Source organism: Arthrobacter sp. 10N43, assembly GCF_056394525.1.
In genome coordinates, this window is the sequence record NZ_JBFTIA010000002.1 from 113694 (window position 1) to 131769 (window position 18076).

The window sequence follows — 18076 nt, forward strand, 5'->3', positions numbered from 1 at the left end:
GCTGGGCTGCAGGGAATTCTGACCAGCAGAATATGTTGGGGATCACACGGATGAATCTTTAGTGTCGAACTACGCCAAGAACTGTTCTGACCTATCGAGGAGGCCCACGTGTCCATCAGCGCTGAGAACACGACTCATGAATCAGTGGCCGCGGGGCTTACTGCTCCGGAGCCGACACCTGAAGAGGCTGCCCAGCTGCAGGAGCTGTACCGGGATTTTGACCGGGAGAACCTGATTCCGCTGTGGACCGAGATCGCGGACCTGATGCCCATGGTCCCGACTCCCAAGGCGGTGCCCCACGTCTGGCGGTGGAGCGACCTGTACCCGCTGGCCGCCCGCGCCGGGGACCTGGTTCCCGTGGGCCGTGGCGGGGAACGCCGCGCCATTGCCCTCGCCAACCCGGGCCTGGCCGGGACGCCGTACGCCACCCCAACGCTGTGGGCTGCCATCCAGTATCTCGGGGCCCGCGAGACTGCCCCGGAGCACCGGCACTCGCAGAACGCCTTCCGCTTCGTCGTCGAGGGCGAAGGCGTCTGGACCGTGGTGAACGGGGACCCGGTCCGGATGTCCCGCGGTGACTTCCTGCTGACCCCGGGCTGGAACTTCCACGGCCACCACAACGACACCGATGAACCGATGGCCTGGATCGACGGCCTGGACATCCCGTTCGTGCACTATGCCGACGCCGGCTTCTTCGAGTTCGGCACCGAGCGCGTCACCGACGAGGCCACTCCGGACATCTCCCGCTCGGAGCGGCTCTGGGCCCACCCGGGGCTGCGCCCGCTCTCCGGGCTGGATGACACCACGAGCTCCCCCATCGCCGCGTACCGCTGGGAACACACGGACCGGGCTCTGCGCGAGCAGCTCCTGCTCGAGGACGAGGGCCACCCGGCCACCGTGTCCCAGGGCCACGCCGCCGTCCGCTTCACCAACCCCACCACCGGCGGTGACGTCATGCCGACCATCCGGGCTGAATTCCACCGCCTCCGCGCCGGCGCCTCCACCGAGAGCCTCCGCGAGGTCGGCTCCAGCGTCTGGCAGGTCTTCGAAGGCTCCGGCACCGTGGTCCTGAACGGCGAGACGAGGAACCTGGCGAAGGGCGACCTCTTCGTCGTCCCGTCCTGGCAGGAATGGTCGCTGCAGGCGGGGACCGAATTCGATCTCTTCCGCTTCAGCGACGCCCCCATTTTCGAACGGCTGAACTTCAACCGCACCTACATCGAAGGACGCAACAAATGAGACTCCTGACCCTCCGCACTGACAACGGAACCGGCACCGGGACCGTGGCTGTCCGCCAGGACGGCGACACCCTGACCGAAATCGACGGCTTTGCCGACGTCGGGGAGCTGCTCCGCACCGCGGACTGGGAAGCGACGGCCAAGGCCGCCAACGGCGCAACCAACGCGCTCGACGGCGCCGACCTGGCCGCCGTCGTCCCCTCCCCCGGCAAGATCATCTGCGTGGGCCACAACTACCGCAACCACATCAAGGAAATGGGCCGGGAGGTCCCCGAGTTCCCCACCCTGTTCGCGAAGTACGCCGAATCCCTGATCGGTCCCAACGATGACCTTGCCCTGCCGCAGGAATCCGACGCCGTGGACTGGGAGGCCGAACTCGCCGTCGTGATCGGCAAGAAGGGCCGCCGGATCAGCGAAGCCGACGCGTCTGACCACATCGCCGGGTATGCCGTGCTGAACGATGTGTCCATGCGTGACTACCAGTTCCGCACCATCCAGTGGCTGCAGGGCAAGACCTGGGAAAAGTCGACCCCGTTCGGCCCTGCCCTGGTCACCAAGGACGAATTCCGTGCCGGGCCGCTGATGACCTCCGAGGTCGACGGCGAAGTCCAGCAGCAGACCCCCACGGGCGACCTCGTCTTCACCCCCGAGTACCTGGTCTCCTACATTTCCACGATCATCACGCTGAATCCGGGCGACGTGATCGCCACCGGCACCCCCGGCGGCGTGGGCCACGCCCAGGACCCCAAGCGCTACCTGCAGGAGGGCCAGATCCTGGTCACCACCATCGAGGGACTGGGTCAGCTGAAGAACCGCGTGGTCAAGGAAGCCTGATGGTTGCCCGCCAGGACCTGACGACGGACCCGGAGCTGCTTGCGGCGCTGCTGCAGGCGCGCCGGGGCACGGCGTTCTTCGCCCGCAAGCTCAATGAGCTCTCCGACGCGGAGCTCGACGGCGACTCGCTGCTGCCGGGCTGGACCCGCCGCCACATCACGGCGCATATCGGCTACAACGCCCGGGCCATCGCACGGCTGGTCGAGTGGGCGGCCACCGGGGTGGAAACCCCCATGTATGCCTCGACCGGGGTCCGCAACCATGAGATCGATTTCGGCGCCACGCTGAGCCCGATCGCGCTGCGGAACCTCTTCGACCACTCCGCGGTGCATTTGAGCGTCGAGTGGCGGGACCTGCCCGGGGACGCCTGGCATAACAGGGTCCGCACCATCCAGGGCCGGGAAGTCCCTGCCACCGAAACGGTCTGGATGCGCAGCCGCGAAGTCTGGATGCACGCCATCGACCTCGACAATGGGGCCTCGTTCGCCGACATCCCTGCACCGGTGCTGGAGCGGCTCCTGGCGGACATCACGGGCGCCTGGAAAATCCGGGGCACCGACGCGGGCCTGGTGGTGAAGGTGGCAGGCTCAGGTTTGTCGTTCGGCGACACCACCGCCGCTGACCCGACGATCATCACCGGGGCCCTGCCCGGCGTCGTCGAATGGGCCGCCGGCCGCGGCACCAGCGGCGTGAGTGCGAGTGGCCCGGCCGCCAACGGCACGGTGCCGGCCGCGCCGAAGTGGATCTAGGCCCCATCTCCGTTGGGTTCGCGACGCTGGCGGACCTGGACGGGATCGAAGCCGGCGCATTCGATGCGTTCGACGTGAACCCTGCGAGCGTGGCGGTGTACCACCTCGGCAATAACGGGACGGCCCGCCAACTGCTCAAGGCATGGCCACTCAGCACCTAGGGCCTCAACGACACCCGAAATAGTTGACGGGGAATACCCGACGCTTCATGATAGTTGAAGCTTCAATAAACAGTCCTGTGCTCACTCCCCCTCACCCAGGAGCTTTCATGCGAATCCCCGAGACGCCCACGGTCGTGGGCGACCCCTCCCTCAGCGCTTCACCCGTGGTGGCGACCGCCGGATCAGCCGACCCGTTGGCGCCCCTGGTGGTGCTCCTGCATGGGCGCGGCTCAAGTGAGCGCGAAATCATTGCCCTGGCTGACCAGCTGCCGCCGGGTGCCGCCTATGCGGCAGTCCGGGCCCCTATTGCCGAAGGCGGCGGCTATGCATGGTTTGCCAACCGCGGCATCGGCCGCCCGGTTGCCGAGTCGCTGGCCGCCACCATGTCCTGGTTCCGAACCTGGCTCGATGCCGCTGCCCCGGACGGACGGCCCGTGGTGCTCGTCGGCTTCAGCGGGGGCGCGGCTTTCGCCGGCGGACTGCTGCTTGCAGATCCGGCACGTTTTGACGGAGCCGCCATCCTGTACGGGACTTTGCCGTTCGACGCCGGCGTCCCTGTCACGCCGGCCCGGTTGACCGGACTACCGGTGTTCGTCGCCCAGGGCGACCAGGACAGGATTATTCCGCCAGAGCTGCTGGAGCGCACGTGGCAGTACCTGCTCACGGATTCCGCAGCCGCCGCCTATGCGCGCCGCGATCCCGGCGGGCACCACATCAGCGCTCAGACGCTCGGTGAACTCGGCGGCTGGATCCACGAGCGCTTTTCGTTCCTTACGCGGCCCGGGGCGCGCGACCGCACCGCAAACAGCACCCACTGGTCGGCGCTGCCCGGGGGGCACCTGCCGGTGAGGGCCGGCCAGCGCCCGGCCGTGTCGTGGACCATCCCGCAGGAACAACTCAGTGACAACGCGCCACTTGAGCTTCAGGAAAGATTGTTCGACCGGATACGCTCGCTCGCCGGCGTCGCGACGTCGCAGTCAGCGATCTCCGTTCCGGGTGCGCGCGGCCTCAAGGTGAAGCCCGGGGCTGATGCCCCGGCCGATGCGTTCCTGGTTCCCTCGGTTGGGGAGTTTGCCCACCAGCACCCGCCCTACGACGGCTCGCTCCACCTGGCCCTTCCGCCCGAACTGGTGGCCGACGCCGTTGCCAAGGGCTGGGCGGCGGCCCATCCGTTGGCCGGCATCCGGCTGGCTCGAGGCATGGTCATGGTCTACGGGCCGCGGGACGACAGCGAGCTGGAGGTTGTCGCGGCGATGGTGGCCACCAGCCATGGCTACGCCACCGGGGCCGACGCCGAAGAGTTCTGACGGTTCACCGGGACGTGACGCCCAGTGCCTTCCCGAAGATGATCATGCGCCGCGGCGTTCCCCGCCAGCGGACCTGTTCCATTTCGTGGCGCGGCGCGCCCGGGCGCGTGCCGCGGCCCGGCTTAGCCGCGCCTGGATCCGGAGGAGCCGGGGCACCGCAAGGTAGACGGCAGTGGGAACCACCACGAGGGTGAGCGCAAACGCCCGAAGGACCGGAGGCCACTCCGGCACCAATGCAGCCAGCGCGCTCATCCCGATGGCGGCCAGCGGAAAAATCGCCAGCCACGTCACCGCGGCCCTGACATGGACGGATGCGATGCCGGCGGTCCGATGATGATCTACGCCCGTTTCGTCGGCGGCAAGCGCTTTGCCCTCGTGTTCCACTCAATCTCCAAACGTCTGGTTGGAAACGATGCTACGGAGCCGCGCCGCCCAAAAGCAAACGAACGGTTGGAGATAGGATGGGGCCATGGCCTGGGACACTGACGCGACGCGGGAGAAGATCCTCGCGGCCGCCATTGCCGAATTTTCAGAGCGTGGCTTCTCCGGCGCGCGGATCCACCAGATTTCGAAGAGTTCGGGGTGCAACCGCGAACGGATCTACTTCTACTTCGGCGACAAGGCCCAACTCTTCGAAGCGGCGCTCACCCGCCAACTCGCCACGGCCCTGGACGGCCTCCCGGTTATCGGCTCGGGACCTGCTGCGATCGCCGATTTCGCGGGACGGTACTTTGACTTTTCCAGGAGCCCCCCCGGTCTCGCGCGGCTCACGTTTTGGGAGGGGCTTGAGCTGGGCCATCCGGTCGGCGCAGAAGCTCGCGCCCTCCGCTCAGCAGACAAGGTGGCCGAGATCCGTCGCGCGCTGCCCACGGCGAGCGAGAGGGCAGCGGAAGACCTGCTGCTCACAATCGTGACACTCTGCCACGCATGGGCATCGAGCCCGAACGTCCACCTTGTGATCACCGGAGCGGCGGACGAGGAACGCAGGCGCGTGGCCATCATGCGAACCAGCGAACTGCTCGCCCATGACGCCGCGGACGCACAGTAGGCACAGATGCAGTAGGCACAGGCGGGCTCAGCCCAGGCGGACGACGGGGTGTCGCCTTCATCGCCGGTGAATGTCTTGCGGTCGACGGTGATCAGCAGCAGGGCAACCGGGGCGATCAGGACCGCCACACCGGCGGCCCAGAGTGAAGACCATCGAGTAGCCTCCAGAGAGCGCCGCCGGCAACATACCGCCGGCCGGAGCGGGCACCAGCCCCTCCCGAATCGCCCATGCTTTCGCCGTTTCGTGGTTTCGTGCCACGGACTGCCCTGACATGCTTGTGGGGTGTCCACTATCTCGACGGAAACACCCCGGACCGCGCTCAGCTGGAAACTGGTGCCGGCGGCGCTTGTTTCCACGTCCGGTGTGCTGCTGTTTGGCGTCCAAAATGACGCTCTTGGCTACGGTACTCTCGCGGCTGGCCTGGCGACGGCGGCCTTCATCGACCGCGGGTTGATGCGGCACCTCGTGCTCATTGCGGCGGGAATGGTCATCATCAGCGCGGTTCCTCTGAACGCCGATTTGAGCATCCGGCACATGGTCCTCATGGGTGGCGCCCTCGCCCTGGCCGTGCTGGTGCCGTGGCTGGTGTCGCGTTTCCTTTACGGCGAGGAGATCATCAGGTTTCCGGTGAACACCGGCCGGAAGTGGCCGCTCGCCGCGAAGCTGTACCTGGTTGGCGTGGCGGCGCTCGGATATTTCATTCTGCCCGTGTATCTGATCAGTACCGGGGTCTACCAAAACTGGCCGGACGCGTCCGATCCGGCAATCTTTTGGCGGCTTTTCCTGGGAGTGAACGCCGTTGGCATCTGGGACGAGTTGTTCTTCATCTGCACAACTTTCACGCTGCTGCGGCAACACTTTCCAGACTGGCTGGCCAACGTCCTGCAGGCCGTGGTTTTCTCCTCGTTCCTCTGGGAGATCGGCTATCAGGCCTGGGGACCGCTGTTGACGTTCCCCTTCGCGCTGCTGCAGGGCTATACCTTCAGGCTGACGAAGTCCTTCACCTACGTCGTGTCAGTACATCTGATCTTCGACTTTGTCCTGTTTCTCGCGCTGGTGCACGCACACAACCGGGACTGGCTGCCCATCTTCTTGTACTGACGTGGCGGCCCGCCGTGCAGCCAGGCTCCCCGGCCACTGCGGTCAGATTCGGTAGGCTGACGCCAGCCCGTCATCGAGCGGGAAGCGCCTGCTGGATTTCCATCGACAGGCCTGCGGGGACTATTGGTGGTGGGGTTGAGTCGGTGACAGGTTTTGCGCGGTGGGGGCGAACCTATTTCGCCATGCAGGCGATTGGCGGCATCTCCTGGTGGACCGCAGTGTTCCTCGTGCCCGGGGTGCGCGAGGCGACCCTAGGGAATCTGGACCCGGCCGCCGTCGCGGTCTTCGACATTCCGCTCTTCGTCGTGGCCTCGGCCGTGGCGGCATGTGGCGTCAGGGCTGCCGCGGTGGTGAGCGCCGGCTGGACAAGCGTCGTCGCCGTCGCACTGGCGGTGTACGCCACGTTCACAACCGAAGCGGGCTGGGGCGTACTGAGCATGGGTGCTGCTGCCGCATGTTCGGTGATCGCGCTCTGCGCCCACTTGCTGGGACGCGTACCGACCACGTGGATCATCCGCGGCCCCTTCGCATTCCGCCCCGCCGTCACCCGCTCAACCGCCGCAACCCACGTGGCGTCAACATTCGGGCAGATCGTCCTGTTCTGGGGGTTCTTCCTCGTGGTGGTTCCGTGGGCCATAACGGTTCTTGAGCAGCGCTGGGCGGTGTCGCTCCCGTTCCCTCCGGGTGCGGGGCCTGTCGGGGTCGCAGTTCTCCTACTCGCCAGCGGTCTTGGCATCTGGTCGGCCCTGGTGATGTCGACCCTGGGAGAGGGCACGCCGCTGCCGTCGGCGATGCCGAACCGTCTGGTCATCGCAGGTCCGTATCGCTGGATTCGGAATCCTATGGCGGTAGCGGGCATCGTCCAAGGCACCGCGGTCGGCCTGATCTTGCAGTCATGGCTTGTGATCGCCTACGCGGTCGTGGGCTCGCTGGTGTGGAACTACGTCATCAGGCCGCTTGAGGAATCTGACCTCAAAGAACGGTTTGGCGAAGAATTCCAGCACTACCGCGACACGGTGCGCTGCTGGATCCCGCGGGTGCCGACGTCTCAGCGTTCAAAGGGACTATGGAGACGTCTTTCCGAGACATACGAGAGGCCGGCTTTCTCACGCCGCCGCTAAACCTGCCTCGGCCAGTGTCTTGAAAAACCGTAGTATTCCAAGGCGTCCACGTGGCCAGACTTCGCAGGAATCTAGGTTGCAATTAGCGCCCCCTCACAGTGCATTTCACCGTACGGGTCATACGTACATTGCCCTCTTCGGCGCCGGACCAGGAGCCGTGGAAGTAGGGAGAGTGCTGTCAGGGACCGGCTAACGGGCGCCGGGCAAGTGCGGAGCGTTCGTTGCCGCGCGTGGTGGCCACCTGCCAAAGTGCTCGCATGGAATATCAACGCCGCCGCACGGTGGAGGCAATCGCCTGACATTGGAGTGCAGTGGTGGCCGTGGTCGAAACGATTGAGCTTCCCCGGGTGTGCACCGTGTGGAATAGTGCCATCCATAACCTTGGGGGTAGAAGTGATGAAGTGCAGACGTTTGCTGGACCTCGCAGTCGCGATTTCCCTTGTAGCGGTTCCGCTTACGGGATGCGCGGGGCAACAGCCAGAACGCGGGAACCCGCAATCTTTTGACTCCATTGATGAGGCCTATGCTGCCGTCGATAACGTCCTGGGCTGTGATACTAAACCCGATGGCGATCCGGTTGTTCCTATGGGCGATGGCATTCCTCTCACTTCGGCGCAGAGACTTTGTTCAGAAAAAATTCAGATAGATCTCTATCCGAATCAGGACGCCCTTGAGAAGAGCTATCAAATATGGTCTGACTCAAAACAGGGAAAGATCCCTCTCGTTCGGGGAAGTAATTGGATGGTTGTTGACCTCAGCCAAATCGCGAGTGGCCAGCCATCAAGCGTTAACATCGAACGTTTGGCCGAGAAACTGAATGGCCAGTACGCCATCGTCGGCACGTAACCGGTACACCCCGAGAACGTCCGTCCGCAAATTCCTTGACCAGATACTCTGCAGCCGCGCGCCCGGTGAAGGATCCACAACTGTGCCGCGTAATGCCTGCCCCTGCGATCAGGACTAGGTCTTGGGCAAGGCAGCAGAGTGGCTCGGTTTAGGACGATTAGTTCGTGCGAACTTGGGGTCTTGCGTGGCTGCCCATCGAGGTAACCACGGCGGCTACGGCGGCGGCCAGGGCTGGAATGTAGAACCATCCGATGCTTGCGGAGCCGATGACTACGAAGACAATAAGAACGACAGTAGTCGCGACCGACACTGGAGTCCGCGCGCGTCCTCGTGCGAGGAGAGGTAGCGCGGTCAGGGCCACGGGGATGAGCAACGGCACGAACATAGACGGCCCTCCTGTTTCCAACAGGGTCGGATGGCTAACCTGCTCTGGCCCACCGGACGTTAGTTTTACCTGGGTGTACATGGGAACCAGAAGAGAACCAAGGACGTGATTATCGCGAGTGAGACAGCAAGGACTTGGCGAACATTCCAAGTATCCGGATGACGTTTCATATGACTCCCCAGATGTAGCTGTGTAGGTCAACGAAAGCACCGTTGGTGTGTTTCCACTAGAGGCCAGTGGGATCGAACAGAACGTCCTGCTTGAGGTTCCTCAAATGGACGGGCTTGTAGGTCGCTTCCTCCTTATTGAGAAGAGAGCTAGGGCGATTCCTGCCGCCGCGATCGGCAGGGCCGTTCTGTACGCGCTGCCCAGATATGTAAGGACCCCACCTAGAGGGTAGGTCGCACCAAGCCACCCGACCGTCACCACCGTAGCCCTTCCGATGGTTGAAAGGGGGTGACCCAGCAGCGCAATAAGCCTCACCGTGAGGCACGAGGCTCCGGCTAGAAGGAATATGAACGCACCGACGAACGCAAGACGGTCGGCGGTAGATGCGCCAGCAAAATTTGCGAAGCCAGTTAGCGCCAGGACGAGTCCCAGAAGCAGCAGCCCGAGTTCCGACGCTAACAGGGCCGGGTGTTCGAAAAGCGGCTTGAGCATGGAACGACCCTAATTGGAGCGGCTACGACTTGCCATACCAACTCCGATTCGGTGAAAACGCTTAAGCTGTCCCGTTTACGGATCGGCCTACGGGCGCAGGTGTGACACCAAGGGATCACAGAACACCGTCACGAAGCGATCAAATCCACACTGACATCAACAGTGTGTTGACAACAAAGTGTTGATCGCGTGGGATTGATGCATGACTCCGGATGATCGCTCTCTCGCCGATGCTCTCGCTGCTCACCGTGCCGTCTTGGGTGCTGTCGGGGGCGACGGGCTGTCCGAGCGGCCGTGGCAGCATCTTGGGCAGCCGGCGAGCGACTGCGATCTCGTGCGTCTGGCGGCGTGGAAGGCTGCGGATGAGGACGTCGAAGCGGACGTTGTGACGGCTGGGTTGGGGCTGATTGGCGCTGCCCGGGCTGAGCTGGACCAAGTCGAGGCGGGGCTGTTGTTCGCCGCGAGGGCTGCGGGCGTCACGTTCCAGCAGCTCGCTGTAGCGCTGGGATTGGGGTCGGGGCAAGCCGCGCAGCAGCGGATGTCGCGCGTGCTCGCCCGCCTGGGTACCCAGTCGTGAACGCGTTCATCCCGCTTCGCGAGGCGAACGCGGCCTGCGGGTCGAAGGCTGGAGTGCTGGGTCAGCTGTTGCGGGCCGGGTTCGCGGTCCCGGATGGATTCGTCCTGCCAGTCGATCCGGACGCGGGCTGGGAGCAGGAACTACCCGGCGTCCTGGACGCGCTGGGCGGCTCCAGCTGCGCTGTGCGGTCTTCGGGGATGGTCGAGGACGGGCACGAGTGGTCGTTTGCGGGCCAGTTCCACACGAGTCTGAGGGTGCTGCCTACCGATGTCGAGACTGAGGTGCGCAGGACAGCTGCTGCTGTGGAGGAGGCGCGCGCATACGCGTCCGCCGTCGGCCAGCCCGCCCCTGACAAGGTGGCTGTCATAGTGCAGCGGATGTTGTCCCCCGCCGCGGCGGGCGTCGCTTTCACGCGCGATCCCGTCACCGGACAACGGATCAGCGTCATCGAGGCTGTCCATGACCTGGGTGACCGGCTCGTATCGGGACAGGGCCACGCGGAGCGGTGGCGAATCACGCCCGGCGACCGGCCTCGGCGCTTGACGGCGCGCATGGTCCTCAATGCCGAACAGGCAACCACGGTGAGCCAGGTCGCCGTATCGGCCGAGGAGCTCCTTGGCGGCCCACAGGACGTGGAGTGGGCGATCGCAGACGATCGGGTGTGGATTCTGCAGGCCCGGCCGATTACCGCAACCTGGACAACCGAACAGGTTCTCGCTGCCCCAAGCCGGGACGCGACGGCAACGGTGGGCCTGATGTTCGGCACGCCTTCGAGTCCGGGCACCGCACGCGGGCGCTTGCGCATCATCGAGGGCCTTGACGACTTCTCCCGGTTCGCCGCCGGTGAGGTGCTGGTATGTCGGGCGACGTCACCGGCTTGGACGCAGCTGCTTGCTCGAGCGGCGGCTGTCGTCACCACGCGCGGTGGGGTGCTGTCGCACGCCGCGATCGTCGCCCGCGAGTTGCGTATCCCTGCCATCACCGACGTCCCCTTCGCCATGGGCCTGCCCGATGGCGTGCTAGTCGACGTCGACGGCACCACCGGAACCATCACCGCAACGGAGACCCGATGACATCACCAGACGACGTCCGGCTCCAGGTCCTTCACACAGTGCGGATCCTCGGCTACGCCGGAACTTCCCCCGTGAGCGAGCGCGCGGGTCTTCCGGCCGCCCAGGTCGACGAAGCCCTGCTCGATGCTCAGGCAGCAGGGCAGGTGATCTGGACCCGGTTCGAGGCCGACGGCGGATGGTCGCTCACCGAAGCTGGCAAAGCAGAGGGCGAGAAACTCCTGGCCGAGGAGCTGGAGCGCGCCGGCGCCCGTGTCGTGGTGCAGTCCGTGATGACCGAGTTCGAATGGCTCAACCATCAGGTCACCGACGCCTGCACACGCTGGCAGTTGGCCGAGATGGGCATCGCCGAAACGGGCATGAGCCTCGCCGAGACCATCAAGGAACTCGCCCGGGTCGGGGAAGCATGGGCGATGCTCGAAGAGGCGTTGGTGCGCCGCTTGCCGCGGTTCGATGGCTACCACGAACGATTTAGCGTGGCTGTCGATCTCGCCTCGAGCGATCCCGCGTGGGTGACAGGGACCGGCCGCGAGTCCGCGCACCGAGTCTGGTTCGAACTTCACGAAGACCTCCTTGCCACACTCGGCCGCTCCCGCTGACGTGGGTGTTCCAAGCAGGCGCAAGAGCGAGCAACGACTGATGGCAGCGGGCAGCCGGGTTGAGCTCTTCGCGGCTATACGTCAATGTCGAATCGCGCCTTGCAGCGCAAGCACGGGGTCGGGTACCGCACGGTCGCTGCTGCGTTGGATCCGGCGTGGCCGAAGGCCAAGAAGCCGTCGCCCATGCGCGGGTCACGGCTCGATTCGTACCGAGACGTGATCGACGGCTGGTTGCGTGACGATCTCGATGCGCCGCGGAAGCAGCGGCATACGGCCAAGCGAATCTTCGACCGGCTGCTGGACGAGACCGCCCTGACCCCGCTGATCGCGTTGCCCGCCATGGGCTGGCTCTTCCTCCGGACCCTTCGCGAGCCGACGCCTCCACATCAAGTGACGACGGACGTAACTGCGGCAGCGAAGGCGTCCGCATAAGCAACCACAACTCCCGCCTCAGCATCAATTATCGAGGCTAGGAATGCCGCCATTTAGGGCTGCGATGCACGGACAGCGCCGGACTCAGAGCCTGGTGCTTCGTGCTCAATCAGTGAGCAGGAAGCACCAGTTTTCGACCATCAGATCCAGCGACATATCACGGTCCACGGTCCAGCCGAGCCGCATCCAGCGCCGTGAGAAGAATTCCAGTTCGCCGAAAGCCAGCGCGCACCGCACACGGCGGCTGGTTGGCTCAAACCGCCCGGCCCGGTCGAGGCCTGCCTGCATGTCATCGATCGCCGAGTCGAACCACTGGTCCAGGGCCGCCTGGATGTCCGGTTCGCTGGCCGCCGCCTGGTGGGCCGCCACTACGTAAGGGCGGATATCGGCCCACTGGTCGAACTTCCGGGCGAGCCAGGCCCTGATCAGTTCGCGGTCCCCGGATTCCACCACCGAATGCAGCGGCGGGACATCCGCCTCGGTCAGCATCTCGTTGGACCGCTCGACGAGCGACCGCATGAGCTGCGCCTTGGACGGAAAATGCGCGTAGAAAGTGGCCCGGGTGGTGCCGACGGCAACGGCGATGTCATCCACCGTGGTGGCGGCATACCCCTTCTCTTCGAAGAGCTCCAGCCCCTTCTCGCGCAACAGCCGGCGGGTCATCTGCTTCTGAGCTTCTCGAATGCTTGCCACTCCCCCAGATTAGTGCAGGACTCACAGCGGCCTTTCACTTGACGCGCTGTGTAGCTCCGGCCACGGCAGGCGGAGGGGAGATGGTCGCCCGGATCGCCCTAGACGGCGGCCATGACCCGCTCGCCGTTGAAGTATTCGAGCTCCCAGCCGTCAACGGCATGGTGGTGGGCCAGATTGAGCACTGCGTTGTCGATGCTTTCCAGGGTGCGGCCAATGGCCAGACTGAGGCTGACCCGCAGCAGCGTGCCGTGGGCGACGGCCAACACCCGCTGGCCGCTGAACTCCTCGGCCAGCGCGTCCAGCGCCGCCAACCCGCGGCTGGCCGCCTCGTCCTCTCCTTCCGCGCCGCGGAAGCCGCCGGGGATGCGCAGTGCCTCCAGTTCCGGTCCGGCCTGAAGCCCCTCAGCGGGTCCGAAGCTGCGCTCGGCAAGTTCCGGCACGCGCCGGGCCACACGGAGCCCCAGCCCGTCGGCAATCAGGTCGGCGGTTTCGGCGGCACGGCTCAGCGGCGAGGACACGACGGCATCCCAGCAGTAGCCCGACAGGACGGCGGCGGCGTCGCGCGCCTGGCCGCGGCCGACGTCGTTGAGCGGAATGTCGGTGGACCCCTGAAGGCGGCGCTGCGCATTCCAGTCGGTCTGGCCATGGCGAACAAGGGCAAAAGTCGTCAGGGTCATGCCGTCCATTCTGCCCTGACCTCGGGCGGTCTCCATCATCAGTGCGTCAGCGGCACGATATTATCCCGCGGTGCCGGCCTGAGCGGCGTAGCCGGTGGCCCGGTCGCGGACCTTGTTCACGTACGAATCCGACTGGTTGTAGGAGTAGATGGCGTCGGACCAGCCACTTGCGGTGGTGAGGTCACCGCCGTGGGCGCACAGGTACGAGGCGGCAGTCAGCGCGGCGTCGTCAATGTTGAACGGGTCGGCTTTTCCGTCTCCGTTGCCATCCCGTCCGGCGAGCTGCCACGTGGAGGGGATGAACTGCATGGGCCCGACGGCGTGATCCCAGCGGGCGTCACCGTCCAGGGCACCGCCGTCGGTATCAGGGATGGAGGCAAAGCCGTCGCCATTAAGGCTGGGCCCAACAATTGGCCCGCTCGCCTGCCCGGTGGCGGTCAGGCTTCCGCCGCCGTACGTGCCGTGGGCGGTCTCGACGAAGCCAACGGCCGCCACCGTATTCCAGCCGATCCCGCACGTCGGAGCGGTTTCATTGGCCGTACCGGCCGCAGCCACGTAGGCCTGGAGCGCGCGGGCAGGGATCCCGGTCCGCGCCGCGGCCTCGACGAGCCACTGGGCATCCGCGCTCCGGGTGACGTTCACCGCGGGGATGATGCCGCTGGACAACGTGGCCAGTTTTGCCTCCGCTCGCGGCGGTGCGGGCAACGCTCCCCGGGCTTCCGCGCCGGAGAACCGGAGCGCCCAAAACAAGAAGCCGGTGATGACGCAGAAAACGAACAGGCCCAGGACCACAAGGCGTTTCAGACGCAGCACGGACTAGCAGGACCTGCCGCGTACCTTGGCGACCTGCGGATCCATAGCCGGGAGGCAACTCGCCCCGGCGCCGGATACGTGCAAAGCCATCGCCCTAGCCTTCACATTCAACGCAGTAAGCGTGGCCGTTCTTTTCGCGCGCCACTTGGGACCGGTGCCGGACCAGGAAACAGGAGTAGCAGGTAAATTCGTCCTGCGCCTGCGGGATGACCTGGACAACAAGCTCCTCGGCGACGAACTCACCTCCCGGGGTGATCGCATCGTCAAAGGCATCGGCTTCATCCAGCTCACGGACAACGCTGCGGGCATCCGGGGCGTTGGCGGATTGGAGCGCCTGCAGGGAATTGTCCTGCGACTCCTTGACGTCGGATCGGACTTCGTCGTAATCGGTTGCCACGGGGGTGACTCTCATTCCTATGTTTAGTTCTGACGGGAAGCCAACGTACACCATTGCGCGCCTCGCCGCGGCATATGAACTGCGGCACCCCCGCTGCAGGCCTCAGGCCGAGCGGGAAATGGCCGCTAATGGCCCGGGTGCGACTTTCCTGGCCCGTTCCCGGGCGGCCGGGGGGCAGGGTGTTCGGCGAACGCTTCCCGGGCCAAGCGCGCAAACCCGGCTAGCAGGACTGATGGGTCGTCCTTCCAGGATGCAAGGAACACTGATATCGGTGCGGCGTCGCGGACTGGCTTGTAGACAACCCCGGCGCGTTGGTATTGCGCGGCGGTGGCCTCGGAGGACATGCCCATGGCCTTGCCTGTGGAGATCAGCGTCAGCCAGTCGTCCACGCTCTGGACGGGGCGCAGCGATGAAGGCTGGGAGTCCGGACCCCAAAGGTCCCCGGCAGTGGTTCCGGTCCGGCTGTCGATGGCGACGCTTCGCCCGGCAAAGTCCGCCATGCGCAGGAAGCGCCGGCGGGCCAGCGGATCCGTCGCGGCGACGGCCGCAACCCGGCGTTCCGTTCCGATCAGCGCCTCCGTGAAGCGGGGGTCGTGGAGCCGGCGTCGGACGACGGCGACGTCGACGGATCCGTCCGCAAGGCCGGCCGCTGCGGAGTTCGACTGCACCCAGATAAGCTGCGCTGCCGTGTTTTCTTCCTCCCAGCGGCGCTGCAGCGCTATGGTCCGGCTGCCCAGCGCGGACCAGGCGTAGCCGACCCTCAGCTCACCGGCATGATCCCTCGCGGCCACTTCGAGCAACCTGGCTTCATCAAGGACCCGCCGTGCATGTTCGATGATGCGTTTCCCTGCCGCCGTCGGGGTCACGCTGCGCGTGGTTCGCTGAAAGACGCGCACTCCCAGGGTGCGTTCCAGTGCCGCGACAGATCGGGAGATGCTTGCCTGGGACGTGCCCAAAGTGATCGCTGCGTCGGTGAATGTCCGGGCGTCGTCGACTGCTACGAGCGCCCGGAGATGGCGCAGCTCAAGATTCATACGGTCATCGTATAGAAACGTCACGGCAAGCATTTATAGGTTTGAAGATTTCGCCCCACACTTTGGGTTATGGAGGCATACACAGAGGACGGTTTGGGCCCGGACCGCGGCCGGTCGGCTCAATCCCAACCGCGGTTTTTCGGCGGCCTGTTGACCATGACGGGCAGCGGACTCAGCAATCAGATCGGGGCGGGAATCGGAGCGCACGCTTTCCCGGTCCTCGGACCCGCGGGGGTGGTCGCCGTGCGCCAGCTCGTGGCCGCGGCCGTGCTTTTGACTGCGGCCCGGCCGCCGCTCCATCGCTTTACGTGGAAACAGTGGTGGCCGGCACTCCTGCTGGGCGGAACGATCGCCCTGATGAACATTTGTCTCTACGTGGCCATCCAACGGATCGGGCTGGGGCTGGCTGTCACCCTGGAATTCCTGGGCCCGCTTGCAATCGCCCTCCTCCGGTCCGGGTCCAAACTCGACCTGGTGTGCGGGCTGTGCGCCGGCACCGGCGTCTACATCCTGGTGCTGCCCGGATCCTCGAGCGACTTCCTGGGCATTGGAATCGCCGTGGCCGGCGCAGCCTGCTGGGCGGCCTACATCCTGCTGAACGGGGTGGTAGGCCGGCGACTGCCCGGACTCCAAGGCCCGGCAGCTGCGACCTCGGTTTCCTTGCTGTTCTACTTGCCAGTGGTCGGCTATCTGGTCGCGGCGGGGTCCCTGACCGGCCCGGCCCTGTTGTTTTCGGTGATTGCCGGAGTGCTGTGCTCAGTCATCCCGTACGCCGCAGACGTGGTGGCGCTCCGTCACGTCAGGCCGGCATTCTTCGGCGTATACATGAGCATCAATCCGCTGCTTGCGGCTCTCTCGGGGATGATCGTGCTGCGGCAGATCCTCGCTGTTCACGAATGGCTGGGTATCGGCATCATTGTCGCCACCAACGCGGCTGCCATCCTGCTGGCCAGCACGAAGCGGAGCGCATCCAGGTCCTGAGGCTGGGGTGTGTCTCTCTCCAGAAACAGCGGTGCAAGAGCATTCAGTGGAATGATGGCGGCCGGGGTCAGCCCTGCGAAATCTCGCCGGGTGGACGATCACCCTTCCCCGCTGGCTTCTGCATCCCGAGGATCAGGAATGTGACGCCCATAGTGAGGAACGCAATCCAGGCCGTGGTTCCAAGGAAGATCATTGTGATCGCAACGGCGAGGAAAACGATTCCGATGGGCAGGAATGCCGTGCCCCGGCTTCTCTTCGCTCGGCCGTCGGACTCCGACCTGGGCTTTCTTTCATCGCTCATTTGGCCGACGCTACGTGGGTGGACGGGGAACCGCAAACGCTACGGCAAAAGCTCCGCGCCCGAACGGATGGCTGGGATGTCCGGAATCCGGCACACAAATCACCAATTGAGCGGGAGCCCGCCGGACCGCATTGCCCTCGGATATGAGTTAGACACTTTAGTCGTGGAGGACTACCTGGTAGAGGTAGTGGTCTTGCCATTTGCCCGCAATCTGAAGGTATCGCGGCGCCATACCAATCTGCTGGAACCCGGCCTTTAGGAGCACCCGCTGCGAACCAACATTGTGCAGCAGAGTGCTCGCCTCGATGCGGTGCAGTCCGAGTTCGTCACGTGCCATTTCGACTAGCATCTGGACCGCGGCGGACGCCAGGCCGCGGCCTGCATACGTGCTGTCCACCCAATAACCCAGCCCCGCACTCTGGAGCGGGCCGCGCACGATTCCAGCCACGTTAAATCGACCGACGAGTGTATTGCCAGCAAACAAGCCGAGCGGATACCCCTCCCCTGCTTCATGCGCAACCAGGCGGCTGGCAATGTCGGCAGCCTGCCAAGTCTCGGTGTAGTACTCCTCGGGTCGTACCGGCTCCCAGGGGGAAAGGTACGCGCGGTTGCGTACATATGCCGCGGCAAGGGCTGCCGCATCACTCTCGCGCAGTACGCGCATGTTGACGCTTTCACTAAGTTGGCGCGATTCAATCATCGCTCGACAAGGATCCTTTACGGTGAGGGAACTTCAAGGACACTGGGAGCGCCCGGACACTTCCAGTCGAAGAGGTCAGAGGTGGGATCAACTGCCAGATAGAACGAACCGGTAACAGTCCGCATCAGGGGATCGTCCCCGCCGATAGCTGGTTGGTCCCGTTGCGCCATAACAATCTCCCCATCCCAGTGACTGCACTCTGCAAGGAGCGGCCATCTTCCGCGTCCCATGACCGACTGATTATGGCAGTTTGTGCGGGGCCGGCGGCGACCACTGCGGCCATCGTCGCCCGTGGCGCGACGTGACGAAGCCCCGGACAGCTGTTGCCGCCCGGGGCTTCCAGTCACGCGCG

The 18076-nt window shown here is 65.1% G+C and carries 23 protein-coding genes; 14 read left to right on the forward strand and 9 right to left on the reverse strand.

The window, feature by feature from the left end:
- Positions 1-108: 108 nt before the first annotated feature.
- The 5 genes from AC1DDO_RS03075 (at position 109) to AC1DDO_RS03095 (ending at position 4289) form a co-directional block, all read left to right on the forward strand.
- On the forward strand, positions 109-1239 hold the full coding sequence (locus AC1DDO_RS03075) for a cupin domain-containing protein (RefSeq protein WP_476868510.1): 1131 nt from the start codon (positions 109-111) through the stop codon (positions 1237-1239).
- Entirely contained in the window at positions 1236-2072 is an 837-nt protein-coding gene (locus tag AC1DDO_RS03080) for a fumarylacetoacetate hydrolase family protein (RefSeq protein WP_476971422.1), read from the forward strand. Before AC1DDO_RS03075 ends, AC1DDO_RS03080 begins: the two co-directional genes overlap by 4 nt.
- On the forward strand, positions 2072-2821 hold the full coding sequence (locus AC1DDO_RS03085) for a maleylpyruvate isomerase family mycothiol-dependent enzyme (protein ID WP_476868508.1): 750 nt from the start codon (positions 2072-2074) through the stop codon (positions 2819-2821). Before AC1DDO_RS03080 ends, AC1DDO_RS03085 begins: the two co-directional genes overlap by 1 nt.
- Positions 2812-2982, forward strand: a complete 171-nt coding sequence (locus AC1DDO_RS03090; RefSeq protein WP_476868507.1) for a hypothetical protein — start codon at positions 2812-2814, stop codon at positions 2980-2982. Before AC1DDO_RS03085 ends, AC1DDO_RS03090 begins: the two co-directional genes overlap by 10 nt.
- A gap of 107 nt (positions 2983-3089) precedes the next feature.
- Complete coding sequence (locus AC1DDO_RS03095) at positions 3090-4289, forward strand: luciferase domain-containing protein (RefSeq protein WP_476868506.1); 1200 nt, start codon at positions 3090-3092, stop codon at positions 4287-4289.
- A gap of 42 nt (positions 4290-4331) precedes the next feature.
- Here AC1DDO_RS03095 and AC1DDO_RS03100 read toward each other — a convergent pair whose 3' ends face one another.
- A complete protein-coding gene (locus AC1DDO_RS03100) occupies positions 4332-4673 on the reverse strand; it encodes a hypothetical protein (RefSeq protein ID WP_476868505.1) in 342 nt (113 codons plus the stop codon).
- 85 nt (positions 4674-4758) lie between these two features.
- Here AC1DDO_RS03100 and AC1DDO_RS03105 point away from each other — a divergent pair, with 85 nt between their 5' ends.
- The 4 genes from AC1DDO_RS03105 to AC1DDO_RS03120 all read left to right on the forward strand — a co-directional run bounded on the left by AC1DDO_RS03105 (position 4759) and on the right by AC1DDO_RS03120 (position 8405).
- Positions 4759-5337, forward strand: coding sequence for a TetR/AcrR family transcriptional regulator (locus tag AC1DDO_RS03105; RefSeq protein ID WP_476868504.1), 579 nt, complete (start codon positions 4759-4761; stop codon positions 5335-5337).
- 282 nt (positions 5338-5619) lie between these two features.
- On the forward strand, positions 5620-6438 hold the full coding sequence (locus tag AC1DDO_RS03110; protein ID WP_476868503.1) for a CPBP family intramembrane glutamic endopeptidase: 819 nt from the start codon (positions 5620-5622) through the stop codon (positions 6436-6438).
- A 182-nt stretch (positions 6439-6620) separates the two neighbouring features.
- Entirely contained in the window at positions 6621-7559 is a 939-nt protein-coding gene (locus AC1DDO_RS03115; RefSeq protein WP_476868502.1) for a methyltransferase family protein, read from the forward strand.
- Positions 7560-7925: 366 nt separating this feature from the next.
- Positions 7926-8405, forward strand: a complete 480-nt coding sequence (locus AC1DDO_RS03120; RefSeq protein WP_476868501.1) for a hypothetical protein — start codon at positions 7926-7928, stop codon at positions 8403-8405.
- Between the two features lie 655 nt (positions 8406-9060).
- Here AC1DDO_RS03120 and AC1DDO_RS03125 read toward each other — a convergent pair.
- The gene (locus AC1DDO_RS03125) at positions 9061-9450 is read right to left on the reverse strand and encodes a hypothetical protein (protein WP_476868500.1); all 390 of its coding nucleotides are present in this window, start codon (positions 9448-9450) and stop codon (positions 9061-9063) included.
- A 202-nt stretch (positions 9451-9652) separates the two neighbouring features.
- Between AC1DDO_RS03125 and AC1DDO_RS03130 the strand changes: the two genes are divergently transcribed.
- The 4 genes from AC1DDO_RS03130 (at position 9653) to AC1DDO_RS03145 (ending at position 12128) form a co-directional block, all read left to right on the forward strand.
- A complete protein-coding gene (locus AC1DDO_RS03130) occupies positions 9653-10027 on the forward strand; it encodes a hypothetical protein (protein WP_476868499.1) in 375 nt (124 codons plus the stop codon).
- Positions 10024-11100 carry a PEP/pyruvate-binding domain-containing protein gene (locus AC1DDO_RS03135; RefSeq protein WP_476971423.1) on the forward strand — a complete coding sequence of 359 codons (1077 nt, stop codon included), beginning with the start codon at positions 10024-10026 and terminating at the stop codon, positions 11098-11100. Before AC1DDO_RS03130 ends, AC1DDO_RS03135 begins: the two co-directional genes overlap by 4 nt.
- Positions 11097-11696, forward strand: a complete 600-nt coding sequence (locus tag AC1DDO_RS03140; protein ID WP_476868497.1) for a hypothetical protein — start codon at positions 11097-11099, stop codon at positions 11694-11696. The genes AC1DDO_RS03135 and AC1DDO_RS03140 overlap by 4 nt, the downstream gene beginning before the upstream one ends.
- An 84-nt stretch (positions 11697-11780) precedes the next feature.
- Positions 11781-12128 carry a hypothetical protein gene (locus AC1DDO_RS03145; RefSeq protein ID WP_476971424.1) on the forward strand — a complete coding sequence of 116 codons (348 nt, stop codon included), beginning with the start codon at positions 11781-11783 and terminating at the stop codon, positions 12126-12128.
- 105 nt (positions 12129-12233) lie between these two features.
- Here the strand turns inward: AC1DDO_RS03145 and AC1DDO_RS03150 are convergent, their stop codons facing one another.
- From AC1DDO_RS03150 to AC1DDO_RS03170, 5 genes are all read right to left on the reverse strand, one after another.
- Positions 12234-12821, reverse strand: coding sequence for a TetR/AcrR family transcriptional regulator (locus AC1DDO_RS03150; RefSeq protein ID WP_476868495.1), 588 nt, complete (start codon positions 12819-12821; stop codon positions 12234-12236).
- A 98-nt stretch (positions 12822-12919) separates the two neighbouring features.
- Positions 12920-13498, reverse strand: coding sequence for a histidine phosphatase family protein (locus AC1DDO_RS03155; RefSeq protein ID WP_476868494.1), 579 nt, complete (start codon positions 13496-13498; stop codon positions 12920-12922).
- A 60-nt stretch (positions 13499-13558) separates the two neighbouring features.
- Positions 13559-14311, reverse strand: coding sequence for a lytic transglycosylase domain-containing protein (locus tag AC1DDO_RS03160; RefSeq protein WP_476868493.1), 753 nt, complete (start codon positions 14309-14311; stop codon positions 13559-13561).
- A gap of 94 nt (positions 14312-14405) precedes the next feature.
- Positions 14406-14708 carry a DUF4193 domain-containing protein gene (locus tag AC1DDO_RS03165; RefSeq protein ID WP_476868492.1) on the reverse strand — a complete coding sequence of 101 codons (303 nt, stop codon included), beginning with the start codon at positions 14706-14708 and terminating at the stop codon, positions 14406-14408.
- 125 nt (positions 14709-14833) lie between these two features.
- On the reverse strand, positions 14834-15742 hold the full coding sequence (locus AC1DDO_RS03170; protein WP_476868491.1) for a LysR family transcriptional regulator: 909 nt from the start codon (positions 15740-15742) through the stop codon (positions 14834-14836).
- A 69-nt stretch (positions 15743-15811) separates the two neighbouring features.
- Between AC1DDO_RS03170 and AC1DDO_RS03175 the strand changes: the two genes are divergently transcribed.
- Positions 15812-16723, forward strand: coding sequence for an EamA family transporter (locus AC1DDO_RS03175; protein ID WP_476868490.1), 912 nt, complete (start codon positions 15812-15814; stop codon positions 16721-16723).
- Positions 16724-16790: 67 nt separating this feature from the next.
- On the opposite strand, the gene AC1DDO_RS03180 is transcribed toward AC1DDO_RS03175, so the two are convergent.
- Together AC1DDO_RS03180 and AC1DDO_RS03185 are read right to left on the reverse strand one after the other, a co-directional pair.
- Positions 16791-17024, reverse strand: coding sequence for a hypothetical protein (locus AC1DDO_RS03180; protein WP_476971425.1), 234 nt, complete (start codon positions 17022-17024; stop codon positions 16791-16793).
- Positions 17025-17181: 157 nt separating this feature from the next.
- Positions 17182-17724 (reverse strand): GNAT family N-acetyltransferase, encoded by a 543-nt coding sequence (locus AC1DDO_RS03185; protein ID WP_476868489.1) that lies wholly within the window; start codon positions 17722-17724, stop codon positions 17182-17184.
- Positions 17725-18076 lie beyond the last annotated feature (352 nt).